At 35.3% G+C, this 17064-nt stretch carries 15 protein-coding genes; 11 read left to right on the top strand and 4 right to left on the bottom strand.

Annotated features, from left to right (window positions below):
* Positions 1–1087 (top strand): site-specific integrase (locus tag GW12_RS13225; RefSeq protein WP_034588350.1); only part of this gene is annotated, 1087 nt, incomplete at its 5' end.
* 133 nt (positions 1088–1220) lie between these two features.
* On the opposite strand, the gene GW12_RS13230 is transcribed toward GW12_RS13225, so the two are convergent.
* Both GW12_RS13230 and GW12_RS13235 read right to left on the bottom strand, forming a co-directional pair.
* Positions 1221–1652, bottom strand: coding sequence for a DUF6530 family protein (locus GW12_RS13230; RefSeq protein ID WP_034588353.1), 432 nt, complete (start codon positions 1650–1652; stop codon positions 1221–1223).
* Positions 1653–1948: 296 nt separating this feature from the next.
* On the bottom strand, positions 1949–3319 hold the full coding sequence (locus GW12_RS13235) for a hypothetical protein (RefSeq protein ID WP_052127930.1): 1371 nt from the start codon (positions 3317–3319) through the stop codon (positions 1949–1951).
* Positions 3320–3426: 107 nt separating this feature from the next.
* Here GW12_RS13235 and GW12_RS13240 point away from each other — a divergent pair, with 107 nt between their 5' ends.
* From GW12_RS13240 to GW12_RS13270, 7 genes are all read left to right on the top strand, one after another.
* Positions 3427–3639, top strand: coding sequence for an AlpA family transcriptional regulator (locus tag GW12_RS13240; protein ID WP_034588355.1), 213 nt, complete (start codon positions 3427–3429; stop codon positions 3637–3639).
* Positions 3640–3863: 224 nt separating this feature from the next.
* Complete coding sequence (locus GW12_RS13245; protein ID WP_052127931.1) at positions 3864–5144, top strand: inovirus-type Gp2 protein; 1281 nt, start codon at positions 3864–3866, stop codon at positions 5142–5144.
* Positions 5145–5159: 15 nt separating this feature from the next.
* Positions 5160–6065: a hypothetical protein gene (locus GW12_RS13250; RefSeq protein ID WP_081403506.1), complete on the top strand. Its 906-nt coding sequence runs from the start codon at positions 5160–5162 to the stop codon at positions 6063–6065.
* Positions 6066–6267: 202 nt separating this feature from the next.
* Positions 6268–6597 (top strand): hypothetical protein, encoded by a 330-nt coding sequence (locus tag GW12_RS13255; RefSeq protein WP_034588359.1) that lies wholly within the window; start codon positions 6268–6270, stop codon positions 6595–6597.
* Positions 6598–6650: 53 nt separating this feature from the next.
* On the top strand, positions 6651–7685 hold the full coding sequence (locus GW12_RS13260; protein ID WP_034588362.1) for a DUF932 domain-containing protein: 1035 nt from the start codon (positions 6651–6653) through the stop codon (positions 7683–7685).
* A gap of 152 nt (positions 7686–7837) precedes the next feature.
* The gene (locus tag GW12_RS13265) at positions 7838–8896 is read left to right on the top strand and encodes a YqaJ viral recombinase family protein (protein ID WP_034588364.1); all 1059 of its coding nucleotides are present in this window, start codon (positions 7838–7840) and stop codon (positions 8894–8896) included.
* 87 nt (positions 8897–8983) lie between these two features.
* Entirely contained in the window at positions 8984–9868 is an 885-nt protein-coding gene (locus tag GW12_RS13270) for a hypothetical protein (RefSeq protein WP_034588365.1), read from the top strand.
* 119 nt (positions 9869–9987) lie between these two features.
* Here GW12_RS13270 and GW12_RS13275 read toward each other — a convergent pair whose 3' ends face one another.
* Together GW12_RS13275 and GW12_RS13280 are read right to left on the bottom strand one after the other, a co-directional pair.
* Entirely contained in the window at positions 9988–11547 is a 1560-nt protein-coding gene (locus tag GW12_RS13275) for a hypothetical protein (protein ID WP_034588367.1), read from the bottom strand.
* Positions 11544–13214, bottom strand: a complete 1671-nt coding sequence (locus GW12_RS13280) for a hypothetical protein (RefSeq protein WP_034588370.1) — start codon at positions 13212–13214, stop codon at positions 11544–11546. The genes GW12_RS13275 and GW12_RS13280 overlap by 4 nt, the downstream gene beginning before the upstream one ends.
* A gap of 730 nt (positions 13215–13944) precedes the next feature.
* Here GW12_RS13280 and GW12_RS13285 point away from each other — a divergent pair.
* From GW12_RS13285 to GW12_RS13295, 3 genes are all read left to right on the top strand, one after another.
* Positions 13945–15072, top strand: a complete 1128-nt coding sequence (locus GW12_RS13285; RefSeq protein ID WP_034588373.1) for a hypothetical protein — start codon at positions 13945–13947, stop codon at positions 15070–15072.
* On the top strand, positions 15069–15521 hold the full coding sequence (locus GW12_RS13290; RefSeq protein ID WP_034588376.1) for a three component ABC system middle component: 453 nt from the start codon (positions 15069–15071) through the stop codon (positions 15519–15521). Before GW12_RS13285 ends, GW12_RS13290 begins: the two co-directional genes overlap by 4 nt.
* Positions 15518–17064, top strand: a 1547-nt coding sequence (locus GW12_RS13295; RefSeq protein WP_034588378.1) for a DUF3732 domain-containing protein, incomplete at its 3' end; no start/stop codon positions are given. The genes GW12_RS13290 and GW12_RS13295, both read left to right, overlap by 4 nt.

Raw genomic sequence — 17064 nt, forward strand, 5'->3', positions numbered from 1 at the left:
TTTCATCGAACTCAGGTTAAATAAGCTTAAGAAAAAACAAGAGGAGGAAGAACTCAATAAATTCACAGTGAAAGATTTAATTGAACTATATCTTACTAATGTTATCGAAGACCGCTATGTGGAAGATTCAAGAACAGGATTAAAGAAACTGATCAAGGGTTCTCGTAAGAAAAAAGGACAAGACGAAACAAGAAGAACCCTTTATGGAGATGCTGTAAGAGTCTTAGGACATTTGCCTGCTGAACATATTACACGTAAGGATGTTGTGCAGTTAATTTCCGACATAGTTGCAAGAGGAGCGAATGTACAGGCAGGCAGAGTATTGTCTGAATTAACTTTAGCTTATGAATATGCTATTGGACTTGAAAGATTTAAAGAAGATTTTGCGAATCCAGCTCTGTTGGCTAAATCTAGTTTAAAGCAGGCTAGATTAAAACTTACATCTACAAAAGGAACACGAGTTCTAAATGATGATGAATTAAGACGAGTACTTAAGTGGTTGCCAACTTCAGGATTCTCAGCAAAGCACAAACAAGTCTTAATGATTACGTTGTGGACTGGTTGTCGTACTGGTGAGGTTTGCGAAGCAAAATGGGAAGATATAAATTTAGAGTCAAGAACATGGCATATTAGGCAAAGCAAAAATGGTTCTGAACGTTATGTTCAATTATCTCGGCAGTGTGCTGAATTTATTGAAAAACTCCCTAATAAGCATTTGGAATATGTATTTCAAATAGAAAAAAGTGGAAAGCCTCTTTTGCAAAAAAATATTACTGAATGCAAATGGAGAATGAAAAATCCTGAAAAGATGCGAAATAAACAGACGTATAGGCCGGAACAGCTCTGGCTGAATGATATAGCTGATTGGAATCCGCATGACTTGCGAAGGACAGTACGCACAGGTTTGTCTCGTTTAGGTTGCCCAGCGGAAGTGGCAGAGGCGGTATTGGGGCACTCAAAAAAAGGAATACAAGGTACATATGATTTGCATTCTTATGAAAAAGAGTGCTCAGAATGGTTGCAAAAATGGGCTGATTATATTGATCCTTTTTTAGAAAAGAGGGAGCTTTATTTTTGGGCTAAATAATTGATAATTTTTAATAAAGTAAATAAACTTATTTTATTCTTTCAGGTACCCTATGAAGTTATATAAGGAAAATTGAAAACCATTTAGTGGGTCTAATGGATATACTCATTTTTCATATCAACTTACTAGACCCTTAATAGCCAAGGGTCTTTAAGTATTTAGATAATCTTTTTAAAGATTCATCTAAATGTTTTTTATCTTTCAGCATTCCACCTTTTAAAACATCAATAAGATCAGAGTTTTTTGTTAACTCAATTTGAAAATCTTCACATATAGGTAAGGTTTCATTTTGAACATAACTCATAGAAGCACACAAAAGGCTAGCCAAATCAAATACTCTATGAATTGGTAGCTCCTCTGATTGTCTAGACCATTTTTCACCAGTATATCGCCAAACTTTAGCGGATAAATCCATGGTTTTAGCATCACTCCACTGAGCTAATCCAATTGATAAGCCGGCAGCATCAGTGCTTCCGGCAAATCGACCATCAAGCTCAGAATAACCTTCCAATTTAACAATTGGCTTATGTGATAAATGTGTTGGAATTTCTTTTCTCTTTTTCATTTAGTAAAAATTTTAGTAAGTAAGTTACTAGTATTTTTACTAAAAACTTTACTAAAGTAAAGCTGTATTTTGACGCTGCTTAAATGCTGTTATACAAGTTTTAATGCGCCAAATAAAATTAGAATTTCTGTTCATTTCTCTGTCTAATTCAGTGTCCGTTAAAAGAAGAATACGCAATAATTATTCGTATACTGTTAAAAAATAAATAGGACTACATACTTTGGGAGCAAAGACCTAAGAGTGGAAGAAAATCCCAAAAGAAGGCGTCAAAATTGTCTGTTAAGTTATCTGCAAGCCTAGAGACTCAGGAGATTTGATAATTTTGAAGACAATAAGCTAAGCGTATCGGGGGTAGTCTTTTTTAAACTATCTTTACTGATTTTATGGGTGTAGAGTGCTCCATCTTTTGTGCAGAAAATACTCTCAATTTTGCCATCTATTATTTTTTTTGGGCTGGTTTCTAGTTTGAAATCTTTACAGCCACTGATCAATCTATAAAGATTATCCATGTGCTGTGCTAAATCGTATTCATTGCTTTGGTTAATACATTCCTTCAAGTCATTAGTACTTGCTTCCTCCAAAGATACTTTTTCATCTTTGGTTAGCTTGATATCAAAGTACTCAAAGCTTAAATTTGCGAAGTTGATTGTTTGAAACTTAAATGGTTCACCTTCCAAAATTTTGCGTCTGAATACTTCCTCATAGAAAATGAGACTGATGAGTGCAGATAAAACAGTATCAGCTCGTTTTAGTGGAGAGGATGCATTGATCACAATATCAAGTTGGTTTCGAGCCTGATGAATTTTTTTGAAGTGCATTTCATTAATAGGGATCGTAGTGTTAAAGCCCTTTCTATCACGATCTATTTTCCGTGCAATGAGGTGATGTAAAAAATCATTAATGATTACGGGTAAATTGTTAAGGTTCTCATCTAAGTGAATGTTTAAACTTAGGTATTCTGGAGAAGTTGCGTCAAGGTCATAGGATGAGGCATCTATGAAAGATTTGTTGTAAGCTGGCAGAGGCGAGTTATATTTAAATAGTTTAGAAAGCACCAGCTTAGCTTCCTCTGCATTAGGCTGTTGAGTGATATTTTCTTTATTGATTTTGGAGTTATTAAATTGATGGTAGTCGATAAAAATCGACAAATAATCTAAAAAAAGTTGTTCAATATCCCATTCCAATAGTAGATTTGGTAGATATAAATTATTATTTTTCAAGTGGATAGGTAGTATTTTTTGGAATGAGATTGGATGATTTATCTCATCATATTCCTTAATTTTTAACCAAAAAAAATCGTAACAATTTTGAAAAATTTTAAGTATTTCATCATGTTGTAGCAGATCATTAATTAGATATTCATCTGCTAAATAAAGTTCATTTGTTTGGCAATAGCCAATAACATGATTAAGTAATTGACGATCAAAAAGGATTTTGTCAACTCTTTTCTCTATTTCAATGGCGCTCATATCAGTTTTTTCTTCAAATCTTTCAATTAGTTGTTTAAATAAATTTGCTAAAATTAGTACTTTTATTTCTTTTAAATATTTATAAAAATCAGGAAAATAAAACTGAAACTCTTTTGCTTCGACCGCTTGTCCTACAAGCTTTTGCATTACAGGATGAGCAATTCTAAAAATTTCGTGATCAAAGACAGGTCTACTCATAAAAATATAGTACTCAAAATCGGAAACTTGTTTTTCTGAAGTTTCTGACGATTCTACTGCACATTTACATCCGAAGACATCCACACATGTTTAAAACGGAGTAAGGAATGCAAACTACAGAAACCAGAACCAACCAGATCCTTCGCCTTAAGCACGTACTTCAGTTATGTGGCATAGGTCGATCGACTGTCTATGAAAAACTTAACCCTAAATCTAAGCGTTATGACGCTTCATTTCCACGACCAATAAAATTGAGCGTATCTGCTGTTGGTTGGTTTGAACAGGACATCATTGATTGGCTGAATTCTAAAAAAAACTGATGTCGTGAGCGTGACAACTTTACATGCTCAATTTTGCCTTAACCCTCTGGTCTCACAGCAACCATATGGTTTTGATACCGCGTGTTTGCCGTGTGACCAGCGCTTAAATCTTGTGGTACTTATATGATTATTATAGTAAATAATAATCTTAAATATATGAATTTAATAGGTTTAATGTATTTACCTAGGTTTGAGTGCTTTCTACAATTTATGAGCCCATTATCATGAATCAACTACTTTATACTATGAGTAATGAAACTGTTAATGCTGATTCAGCAGATGTTGCAGGGCAATTAGAATCCCTTGCTGATGAGCAAGGATTCTCATTGATTCACCCTATATATAATGAATACTTGAACGTAGCAGATGATCAGCACTCAGGTTCATTAACTTTAGATTACCTAACGTATTTTAATGATGAACTGGATCATTACGAAATAGAGTCGAATCCTGAAGCAGAGAAAGTTTTTGCTCGCATAAGCTTAGTAGAGCTAATTTTAAAGAATGCTTATATGCAGGCATATCAGAAGAAAATTAGTCCATTTTGTTCGAAAAAAACAAAATATGTGGCAATCGATAAAGTATTCATTGAATCAGTCAAACGGGTTTTATTACAAGGTTGTGATCCACTGAAGCAATATGATTGTGAACACAGTAGAATCGTGGTCGAAGCATTTAATGATGTTTTCGGAGCTTGCATAGAATTTGACTTTAATGTGAGCTTTAAGTTCCCTAATGATCTTGTAAAAATTGAATGTCAGAAAGGTGATGTAAAGACTTTGATTTTTGCTGACCAGGTTAATCAGTTTGTTGAACGTCTATCTGAATTGACACAAGAACAAGAGTTTAAATATCAGCAGAAGAAACGAAAGGATCGTTCTCGCTATCAGCAAAAAGTTGCTATGGCTTGCGTAGATGCAATACTCGCAAAACATTCAAGAATAGTAATTACAAGATTAGATTTTCGCTATGGAAAAAATCAAGACCCAAGTCTTTCCCAGGTTAAAGAGGATTTACGCGTCTTTTTGCGTTATTTGAAGCGTACACAAAATTTAAAGGTTTTGGGATACATTTGGAAATTAGAGTTTGCTGAGAAAACTGGTTATCACTACCACTGTTTTTTCTTTCTAGATGGTCGATTTCATGCTCAAGATATTAAGCTGGCTCAGCAGATAGGTGAGATCTGGATAAAAGTAATTGGCCAAGAAGGGGTTTATCATAACTGTAATCTTGATGCGCATAGAGGCAAGTATCGTGAAGTAGCTATAGGAACGCTAAAACGTGATGATCATTTAAAATATCAGCATTTGATCATGGCTATCCGATACATAACTAAAAGAGATCAGTTTATTTTACATAAGCGTGTGATCATTGACGAGGACGGTGAAAGAAAGCGTCTAGGTAAATCCAATTATTTTATTCGTGTATTTGGTACGAGCATTGACAAGAATCTAGCTAAGAATATGGGGCGTCCTAAGACTCAATTGACGCAAGAGGGAGCTTAAAATATGACATATTCCATGCTTCAAGCGATCACACCGTCAAATGGGCAAATAAAATCATCGTTACCATTTTTTTTAGATCAATCAAACAATTTGGTATTTATCTCTAGTGTAGAAAAGTTAGCTCAAGTTGAAAAAGCTAAGTTGCTTGCAGTGGATAAAAGAGCGCCAGGTCAATATTCAAGGGATTATTATATCTTGTTACAGCAATTGTATTGGTTGAGAAATCATCAGTTTTGTATTGAAGAGTTTAAATTAAACCCTTATTGGCGTGTGGCTTTAACTGAATTGAGTTTTCATAGGTATGCTGATTTTGGCTATTTGTGCAGTAATGGGGTGATCTTCCATGAAAAGCTTCAGCAGAGCCTACTCAAAGAATACACAGCTTTAAAATATGATGATTTTATCAAGCCAATATTGGAAAGCGTGAAACAACAAAAAGCAGTATTTAAAAGGTATTTAGATAAGCATAAACAAATAAACTGTATATTCATGGACTTACATTTTGTCTTGGATAATCCAGTAAAGATGTTTAGAGAGGAACAACTGTTGAAGGTGGCACGGAAATGGCTTGGACGTTTGCATCAATCTTCATATTTCGATGCCAGATTAACAGATATTCATTGGCGGATTGTAAAATCATTAAAGGGATACTATTCAGTTCAGGCCCTGATTTACGTTATAGGTGAGAAAAAAGAATATGCAGATCTCATCACAACGGAATGGGGGAATGTTTGCTTAGCAAATGGGTATAGCAATTCAGGTCTTAATTATGTGTTAGAGAGGCACTGTTATTACGCCCATACTGATATGTGTAGTTTTTGGAGAAAAATGATTGAAGACATTCATGTACCGTTAAAAATTTATCGATTTGAAAGTGAGGACATTTCTTTCAAATGGAAAAAATATACAGGTAATATCTGAGTTAATTAGTCTAGATGCATAAGCATCTGGGCTAATGTTAGATTGAATATTGTTGTATTACTTAGAGGCGAAACCAAAATAAAAATAAATACATAGTATCTAAATGAGAATCATGAAGCTCATATAAAGCGATCATGCCTGCTTATATTTTTACTTCTAGCCTGCTTTTTACAGCAGGCTTTTTATTTCAAGGAGCAGTTACATGCCTTTGTTGCAATGCCCTTACTGTGAATCTACCGATATCTGTGTGATTGAATCACCACGACAGTTGCCTAGTAGTCAAACCTTAACTACCCCAATAGCACCATCAATGATGTCTCCACCAACTTTGATTGCATTAGGAGTGAGTGTGTCGAAGAGCCTGAATATTCCACCGATTGCTGGAGCATTGGTAGGTGTCGTGGTTAGTGGAATCTGGATGTTACTAGTGGATGATGAACAGAAAGCTCAAACCAAACAGCACATCATTTATCAACAGGAATGCTATTGCAAAGACTGTGATCGTAGCTTTAGCCCGAATATGTGTAATTGAGCAATAAAAAATCTATTACCCCAATACATTGATATTTTAAAGGAACTAGAAACATGGCACATTTAATTGATCAAATAGCCTATGTTGGTGAAACACCATGGCATGGTTTAGGGAATCAGCTGAGTCCTAATCAGCCACTGGAAGTTTGGGCGAAACAAGCAGGGATGGATTGGCGTATCGAATCATCTGATGTCAGTTATATGGCTCAGAATGAACGTGGTCAGAGCATCATCATGCCGTTTGAAGAACAGCGGGTCTTGTATCGTTCAGATACCCATGCTCCGTTATCGGTAGTCAGCCAACGCTATCAGGAAGTTCAGCCAATGGAGATTCTTGAGTTCTACCGTGATCTGACGGAGCAATCTGGTTTTGAACTGGAAACAGCAGGCGTGCTCAAAGGGGGTAAGAAGTTCTGGGCCTTGGCCCGTACAGGACAATCTTCTGCTTTGAAAGGTAAGGACGTCAGTAATGGCTATATTCTTTTAGCATCCGCTTGTGATGGGACATTGGCAACAACAGCCCAGTTCACCAGTATTCGTGTCGTTTGCAACAACACATTGGCAATCGCCTTGAAGGGTGTAACTGCAAGTGCGGGTGTAGTAAAGGTTCCACACAGTACCAAGTTCGATGCTGGCAAGGTCAAACAGCAATTGGGTATTTCAGTTCGTGCATGGGATGAGCACATGTATGAAATGAAACAGCTCACTCAGCGTAAGGTGAGTCAGCAGGAGGCTAAGGCTTACTTTGATGCTGTATTCAACAATACGACCATGTCTGTAGCAGATCCTGAAGAAAGCATCATTCATTTCTATCGTCAGGTCGCAAATAATGCTCAGGCGCAAAGCAAAGCAGAACCCAATGGTCGTGCTATGAGCAAAGCTTTGGACATGTTTAATGGTCAAGGTCGTGGCGCTGATCTTTCATCTGCTAAAGATACAGCTTATGGACTGCTCTGTTCGATCACAGAATTTGTAGATCATGAGCGTCGTGCCAGGAGTACAGATTACCGATTGGATTCAGCATGGTTTGGTGCTGGAGCAGTACTTAAACAAAGAGGACTTGAGCAGGCACTAGCTTTGATTGCCTGAATACCAAGCCTATCCATGACAATATTTGCTAGTTCATAGCACCCACGTTATCACCCCACACAACAAGCATATATAGCCATTCCCGACCTCGTGTCGGGGATGGCATTTTTATGCACTTTTTTCCAAGACCAACTATTTATAAGGATAAATCCATGAATCAAATTGCCCCCATAACACCTCAGCCTGCACATGTGGGTCCAAACAATATCGTGAATCCATCAACTACAACGAAGCGAGCTACAGCAGCAAAACGTTTGGTGAATACCAAGGATATGGCTTATCAGGATTGGCTTGAAGTCCGTAAGCAGGGCATAGGTAGCAGTGATGCAGCCACTGCTTGTGGGCTGAACCCCTACATGTCCATGCTGGAACTATGGATGATTAAGACCGGCCGGCAAACTCAGCAGATAGAAGACGAAAGTTCAGGTGTTGCACCGCTGTATTGGGGCAAGCAGTTGGAACCTTTAGTTGCTGAGTTCTACAGCATGCATACCAATAACAAGGTAAGGCGTGTAAATGCAGTACTTCAGCATCCTGATCCAGACAAGTATTTCATGCTGGCAAATCTGGACTACTCAGTCGTGGGAAACGATGAAGTTCAAATCCTGGAATGTAAAACCGCAGGGGAGCATGGGGCCAAGTTATGGCGTGATGGTGTGCCGCTGTATGTATTGTGTCAGGTTCAGCATCAACTGGCGGTCACAGGAAAACAGGCAGCACATGTTTGTGTATTGCTGTGCGGACATGAAACTAAGATTTTCAAAGTCACACGTTCTGAATCTGTAATTGAACACATCATCAATGCAGAGCGATATTTCTGGGAGTGTGTAGAAAAGGGTATACCTCCATCAGTTGATGCGAGTGAGTCTGCGGCTAAAGCTATACAGCAGCTATATCCAGCACATGAGCCTCTGACTGTTGAAGACCTTTCGAATAATGAGAATGCCAATCTGATGTTCGACAAGCTCATTAAACTGAAAGAGGAAATTCAGCATAAGCAGGAACACTTTGACCAGCTTAAACACCAGATTCAGATGATGATGAAAGATAAAGAGCGTGCTGTATTTGCACATGGTTCAGTCGTTTGGAAGAAAGCTAAGGATAGTGTTGGTTTAAATATCAAAGCCTTGTTAGAGCATCAGCCGGACTTGATTCAACACTATCCTTTACCAAAGACTGGTAGTCGGAGATTTACCATATATACCGATTAGCTGTCTTTACTGTTCGATTCATTTTTAAAAGCCCTTTGTTTTCAAGATGAAGGGTTTTTTTACATATATGCCATAAGGAAAATAAACATGATTAAAGGTTTAGCAATCACACCACCTGTATTGGGACGTATCAGTATTGGGCGGGTTATTGAAAAGAATGGGAAGCGTCTGCCTGAAAAGGATGACCAGTTCACCATTACTTCACAAATCCAGAATAAGGATGGATGGGTGAAACATCCTTTGGATGAACAACTTAGGGCAAAAGCACCAAATCAAAAGCTACGCTCGATTCCAGTCAGAATGATCTTCAATGATCCTGATTTGAACTTACGGGCAGAGTACACTATGTTTGATCGGCAAACAGGTCGTCCTATCTGTGTCGGGGATGGAGAAACCTGTCAACGTTTAACTAATCAGGGTATAGAACAGCATGTCTGCCCTTCACCAGACTTATGTCCTTTGGCTCAGGGGGGACACTGTAAACCGTATGGTCGTTTGCATGTGAATCTAGATGAGTCGGATGAATTTGGCACCTTCATTTTTAGAACGACTGGCTTTAACAGTATAAGGACTTTGGCAGCTCGATTAAGTTATTACCATGCTGCATCTAATGGTTTGCTGTCATGTTTACCATTGCAACTAACCCTACGGGGTAAGAGTACGACTCAAAGTTATCGTCAACCTGTGTATTACGTAGATTTAACTTTAAGAGATGGTATTCAGTTGCAGTCGGCAATACAGATGGCTCAGGAAATTGATCAACAGAGTAAAGTCATAGGTTTCAAACAGGAAGCTTTGGATCAGAAGGCGAGACAAGGTTTTGCTAATGGTTTGTTTGATATGGATATTGAGGAAGGGTTGGAGATGGTTGATGAGTTCTATCAGGGAGAGGGTTTAAACCAGCGTGCCGTAGAGCAGAATGCGTTCGATATTCAGCAGAGATTGAAAGGGTCAGTGACAGCGTTGAACTGAATTGTACAAGCTAAAAAACCTATAAGATTGCTTTATCTAACGAGGAGGTATACGTCTTATTAAGATGAAATTTTGTAGAGGTCGAAGGTAAATTATTTAATTTACCTTCAGGAAAGTATTTAGAAATGTAGTCTTAGGTTTCTATATTCTTGTTCTAAATACTTATCTACTGCTTCTATATCTAGTTTACCTTCATTAAATACAGCATGTACTTCTTTTAAAGCCAGCATTGAGAATTTAGTCCATCCAATAAGATTAGTTCTTAATAAGAATTGGATTGGTTCACCAGCTGATTTAAGAGCGGCATCCATTCCATCTATAATGCATAACGTACCATGTGAAACTAATAACATACGTCTGAGTTCCGGTACATTCGCATTCGGAATACAGTCAAACCATGATTTTTGATGATAAATTTTTTGTTTAAATGACCACATGAATCTGGTCAATAATTCAGTAATTAAGACAGGAATTGCCATAGTCATCCCATGGCGGAAATCGTAGCCTGCTTCAAAAACTCTTACAGCTAGAGTTGCGAAACTTTGTCTATGTTGTCCAAAACTGCCAAAATCTGCAAATTGCAGTAATGAATAAAAAGGAATAGGAATGCCTGAACCACGGGTAGATGCACCAGAAGATCCAGCAACATCCGAAAATAGATGGCCTAACCAGTTTATGAATCCACAATAAATTTTACTGATTAAATTTGTACCTTGAAGCTCAAAAGTATCTGTATTGACTCTGATTAATTTGGAAGATTCACCAATTTTTGTACCTTTCTCATTAAAGACATCAAAAATTCCAACAAAAGTAGCTGTATTCTGGAACTGATCTAATAGTGAAAAAAATAAACCACTGAGATCAGGGGAATGTGCTAAGTTTTTAATGTGATGATTTCTGGTGCTCATTTTGAAAAAATTTTCAACATCAGCCCCATACCGTTGATCGTAATTGACTTTAAATTTTCGCTCTAAAAACCCTATTGCACTATCTGTAGGATCTTTTCCTTCATTTGCACCTTTCCAGCCATTCATCTTTGCAAATAATCGCACAGCCTGATTTGTAGCTTCATCTGTTAAATTTCCCAAAGGACTTTGACCTGGAATACCAACAAATAAAACATCTATCAGTCCCCCAATTAATCCACAAGTGCCAGCGATCATGTAATCATATTGATCACATTGAGCATTTTTAAGAGAAAATTCTTCTTTGATCCTTTTTTGTAATGCAATTTTTTGTGATGTTGACATTAAGTCGTTAAAAGGATCATCTGAGATAATGATATTAGATTGCTCTTGAAATGACCTCAGTGCTTTTTGATATTCCTCCCATGTTAAATCATTGGAAAAATCAAATGTTTCTAGCATGCTTATAGGGGAATATTGAGAAGGTGAAGAGTCAGATTTCTCCTCATATAAATAATTATCGTCTTCTATAATAAAGAAATCTTCTTCATTTGTGCTCAGGGCTATTTCTAAAAAATCATTGTCTAGAGTCTCTAACAAATTTTCAGATTGTGAAATTAATTGATTAGTTTCCGAGAGCATTTGAGCTAACTCAATATTTATTTGATTAGTCACCCTATCTATCTGCTCAAGCTTAGCTTGAGCAGCAGATAGTTGGTGATCTTGCATGACCAGGCTATATGCTTGTTCATCTAAAAGATCTTTTTTACTCATGAAAATAAACCAGATAATGCCTGTTTAGTTTTACTAGCAATAACATCGCTAATGTTAAAGTAACCTATAACTTCAAATGCATCAGCAAGTTGAGCAAACTCTGCTTTTCTTGAAGGATTAATGACCCATTTTGTAATAACTTGTGTATCTGAGTTATTTACGTCCCGTGTTTCTTTTTCAATATAAAAACTAAGAATGAAGTCATGAAATTGCTTCTTAGTTGGTTCCGAAGTCAATGCCTCTAATTTCGATAAATCTAGAACTTTTGGACATTTTAGTTTATTAGATTCGCCTTTAGTATCGTGTACTTTGATATTTAAAATCTCTGCAGCACCGGAGATTCCTTTGAGCATCGCAATTTGTTGTAATAACTCACGATTCAAGTTTTTCAGAGCATTTTGATTGTCAGTTAATTTAGTGATTTGACTTATCGTAGTATTTAGTTTGCTTGTAACGTAATTGATATCATTCACAATCGTTGAAATCGTATCTTGTGTTTGTTTAATCACTTCATTTAACATTAATTCTTTGCGTTTATAATTGCTGACTTCATCTGTTCCAGTTATTTTTTTAATTCCTGCATATGCACCAACACCGATTAGAATAGCAACCCCTATACCTGTAGCCATACTTGATAAGCCTAAAATTCCCCCCATTCCTAACATCGCCAAACCTGATGTCATACCTGCAGCAGACATACCGATCACTGAACCAGATAAATAAATTGCTGCAAGTGGGGTTCCAACTGCAGCAGCCTTGGCTGATAGCTCTTTAAATGCTGCGGTCATTTTATCGTCTGTAAAATCTTCTTCTAAGAGCTTATAGTCTGTTTCTAAAGCTAAGACAATAATATTTAGATCGCTGTCTTTAATGTTTAGTAAGTTTCTGTTTTTTTGTAAAAATTCGAATTTTTCCAGATCTCGGCTTTGGGTGGCAAAGTGAATATTAATTAAATCTTTTGCCAGAGAAATATGAACGGTATTAGATTGCCCATCTATAATATTTTTATTTAACTCATCAAACAAAATACTTGTCTCCTGCAATTCATCAGGAGCAAACATATATGAGCGAATTTCAAACCTAGTTTCTTGTTTAAGGCCTAGACGATTCATTAGAAGAAATATTTCAGCCATTTCTTTTTTATCAATAATCTGATCATTTTCGTATGTCATATTAATGATAATTTTAAGATAAGCTAACTTGAGTTTTTCATCCATTTCTTCAAGAGGAACAACTTGTCTTTGTTCTGTGTATTCTTCGAATTCTTGAGAGACATATTTAAGAACTTTCTCCAATTCCACTAAATTGCAGTATGAAGAAATATATTGCAGCTTAATTTTTTCATTTTTTGTGACGATAGTGACTGATTCAGCTTTTGATTTTACAAATTCTACTCTTACATCAGTAATGTCTTCATATTTGATATGATGAGGATCTAAATATCCTGGTTTAAAAATGACTTTTTCTCCAGTAAACATTAATCCATCTGCACCACTTCCTAATAATGTTGTGTCCAATAAGGCAATAATATTCTCAGGATTCCCATCATACTTGAATGACTTAATAGCTTTATTTAATTTTTTTTCTGGAATATTTGGAGCAATATAAATATCTTTTTCACTAAGTTTCGGAAGTTCTTCACGTAGATAAATATTAATATTAGACATGTCAATCTCTTATTTGTTGGTAAATGAATTTGATTTGTAAAAGATATGTGAACATAATCTCTCAATCTTTTAAATAAAACAATAGTTTAATAAATGCCTTTATAAGAGATGGGGAATGCTATGGTGGTGCAGAAAAAAGTTTTAGCTAGAAAAAATAAAATTGGAATTCTAAATTTTTGTATACAACTGCTAGAAATCTAATTTTAAACATCATTGTAAAATTCTATGTTAGTGTGATTGATAGAATGAACTTCTACCATGAGCCTCTAGTGGATTGTTCTCGTGTTTGCCGTTAGCTGATATTTGGAAACAAGAGTGCACAACGCAGAGTGATCGGCGAATAGAGTGTATTAGGTGGACTTGAAGTCAAAGGTGGGAAATCTATCAAATAAGCAAAAAATTCAAATAATGGAATCATTGGCTTCATTAGGATGAATGTTAAATAGTATTAGATACTTAAGATGAAGTGGTGAAAACTTCCAAATAAAAGTGACTTCTTTTAGTTAGAAAGTCTAAACATAAATTTTAAATTCACTTAATAATTATTTTTTTTGATAAATATAGGCATGCTTAAATTGCTTATTATTCAATGATTTTTGTTTTTTTTAAAAAAAAATGTATGAAAGTCTTATCTTCAATATTGCATTTTGAGACAAGAATTATTTTTAATAATCTATTAAAGATTAATCTTATAAGATATTTTATCTAAATATGAGTAACTGGAGGGGGTATGAGTGGAGGACAAGCGAAGAATGCAGCTTTATCTACGGCACTAGCTTTTCATTATCAAGTATTGATTGGCCTGGATAAATGTTTTTCACTTGAAGAAAATGAAACTATTTGGTTTGAAACTGATGGAGATATTAGTCTAATTTCTCCTAACTTAGAAAATTCGGTACAAACAGAGGTTAAAGATTATTCTGCTCCCCTAACAGACCATCATGAAAATTTGTGGAAGACCCTAAAGAATTGGCTAGCACCAGAGTTTGATCATACGAAATATAAAGTACTAATGTTACATACTACACAAGCTTTTGGGGCAACAACTTTTTTAAAAGACTGGAATGATAAGAGTGGTGAACAGCGCTTAGATATATTACAAACAATTTTCAGTAAACGTACAGAAGAAGAATTAAACTCTGATAGTCCTTCAGAAATTGTTAAGCTGCAAAAGGCTGTTATGGCAACAAATGAGGTTCTATTACAGCAAGTATTAAATAAAGTAACGTTATATACAGAAGCTAGTAATGCAGAAGAGTTAGAAAAACGTATTCTTTCAAAACCAGTAGGAATTCCTAAAAATAACTTAAAGAGTTATTTACATGGACTTATTGGTTTCGTATATGGACAGGCTACCCAACGAGCATGGTGCATTAAGCACAATGAATTTTATGCCAAATGTGAAGAATTAACAGCTCAATTATGTAAAAAAGGATTTACTTTCCCCGAATTTAAAGGCTATGAAGCATCTCCAATAGAAATCCAAATTCATGAACAGAAACTGTTTGTAAAAAAAATAACTGAAATAGAACATCATGAGATGCTTGCAGAAGCAATTGGTAATTGGATCGAGTTGCAAAACTCACTGCATATGGAATTAGACGAATATCCTCTATATAGAAAGAAAACTATTAATTATCAAGATCAATTGGTTAAGAGATTTAAGGTGGCTTATTCTACTGCTAAGCTTGAAGTTGCGGACCCAATGAAAGGCTCTAAAAAATTATATAATAGTGTAATTTTGGAACCTCCATTACCTATTGATAATAGTATTCCGCCTTTAGAATATAAAAATGGTTTGATACATGATGCTATGGATGATGAGAATAGAAATTTAAAGTGGAAGGTTGAACCATGAGTAGTGTCGTTGAAGCTATATACGAATTGAAATATAACCCGTTTAAGTATGGAGAATATATTGCTTCATTTTATACTTCAGTCGAGGAACAAGAACATAATCTCTTACTATCACAATTGATTATTCCATTATGCAGTCATTCTATATTTGGTAGTAAGCTGCTTAAATCAAATGTCAATAGTACGATTTGGTCGATTTTCGGAGATCAAAAGCAGCTATATGATTTACAAGAAAGAATAGATGAATTTCAAGGATTAACTCAGCAAAGTATCCAGTACTGTATAGATAATGATTGGCTATCGGTTAATGTACAAAATTTAATACTACGGTCCTGTGTTGATACAAGACCTCCCTATAATATTCAAAGAGTTGCGTGGAAATTAGGACGCTTATTTAAAAAGCATTCTGTAGTAGAGATATATTCTTTTTTAGGGGTGAAGCCTCGTTGAAAACTTTAATTCATGAAATTGGTGTAATTGATAAACAAGGTGTTAAACATCCTGTAAGTTTTAAAAAGGGATTAAATGTAGTTACTGGTAAATCCTCTACAGGAAAAAGTGCGCTTATTGAAATTTTTGACTATTGCTTTGGAAGTGAGGAAAATACGATCCCTAAGGGGGTGATTACAACTCATGCTGCTATTTACTATGTCGGTCTTTCGATTAACGAAAAAGATATAATTCTTGCCCGTGATCCTCAAATCAGTACAAAGGCATTTCTTCGTAGAATAGAGTCTTTTAACTCAGAAATAATTACTAGTGATTATTTTAATCACAGTTACTTCCGACCTTTAAGTGATTTTAAGAAACATCTACGTAGTTTTTTTCTAGATATTGATGACGTAGATGAATCTCTAGCTGCTAGAGAAAATCGTAGATTTAAAGCTAAAGCTGCTACACCAAGTATTCGTAGTCTTACTTCTTTCATACTTCAACATCAAAATCTCGTTGCAAATAAACATGCGATCTTCTATCGGTTTGATGAAAAAGAAAAACGAGATCAAGTTATTGATCATATCAAAATATTTCTAGGATTAGTTGATCAGAAATATTTTCATTTATCACAAGAGCGTGAGCGTCTTAATAATGAAATAAATCAATTAAAACGTCAGTATGAGGCAAATAAGCAAGCAGCAGAATCGTATAAAGATAGAGTAGGTCCAGTGTTGACTCAGCTGTATGCCATGATGGGATTTAATGACGCTCCTTTATCTTTGCAAAAAATTCTACGTAATCCTCAAAATGCTAAAGATGAGCTTGATCTAATCATAGTGCCTGAAAAAATTAAATATGATTCCAATGCAATTACCCAACGATATGACCAGCTGACTTTGAAAAGAACAGAAAAATTAGTTGAACTGAGAAAGTTACAACGGCAGATTTCGTCAATTAAAAAGCATATTCATGAAGAGGAACGTTTTGTTGATAATATAAGTAAATATAGTTCACCCAAAGATGTATGTATTTCTACTTCAGTTTGTCCATTCTGTCATACGGTACATGAAACTTTGAATGAAAGTGCTGAAAATTTAAAACAAGCAATTATTAAAGTATCAGGAAATCTTGAGCTAGCTCGGCCAATGAAAGCGAAATTTGAGTCTTCATTGATTGAAGTAAAAAGAAGTTTAGAAAAACATGAGAAAGAATTGGAAGAACTAAATCAGCAAATCAATGAAATTGAATTAATGGAAAAAAGGTTAAAGAAGCAAAAGAGTCTTTATGAAAATATTTTAATACAAAAGGCAAAATTATTTATTTTGCTTGATACCTTGAATTTAGCTAATGATATTAAATTGGAAGAAAAGATAAAGGAACTAAATAAAAGGTTTATGGAGATCAATAATTCTTTAAAAAATTATAATGTTTCAAAAGGTTTAAATGATGCAGCCGATAAAGTAAATAAATATATGGCTGAAATAGGCAGTAACTTTGAATTTGAAGAGAGTTATAAACCAATTAATTTACATTTTTCATTGGCTTTGTTGCACAAAGA

The organism is Acinetobacter sp. HR7, from assembly GCF_000773685.1.
GTDB lineage: Bacteria > Pseudomonadota > Gammaproteobacteria > Pseudomonadales > Moraxellaceae > Acinetobacter > Acinetobacter thermotolerans.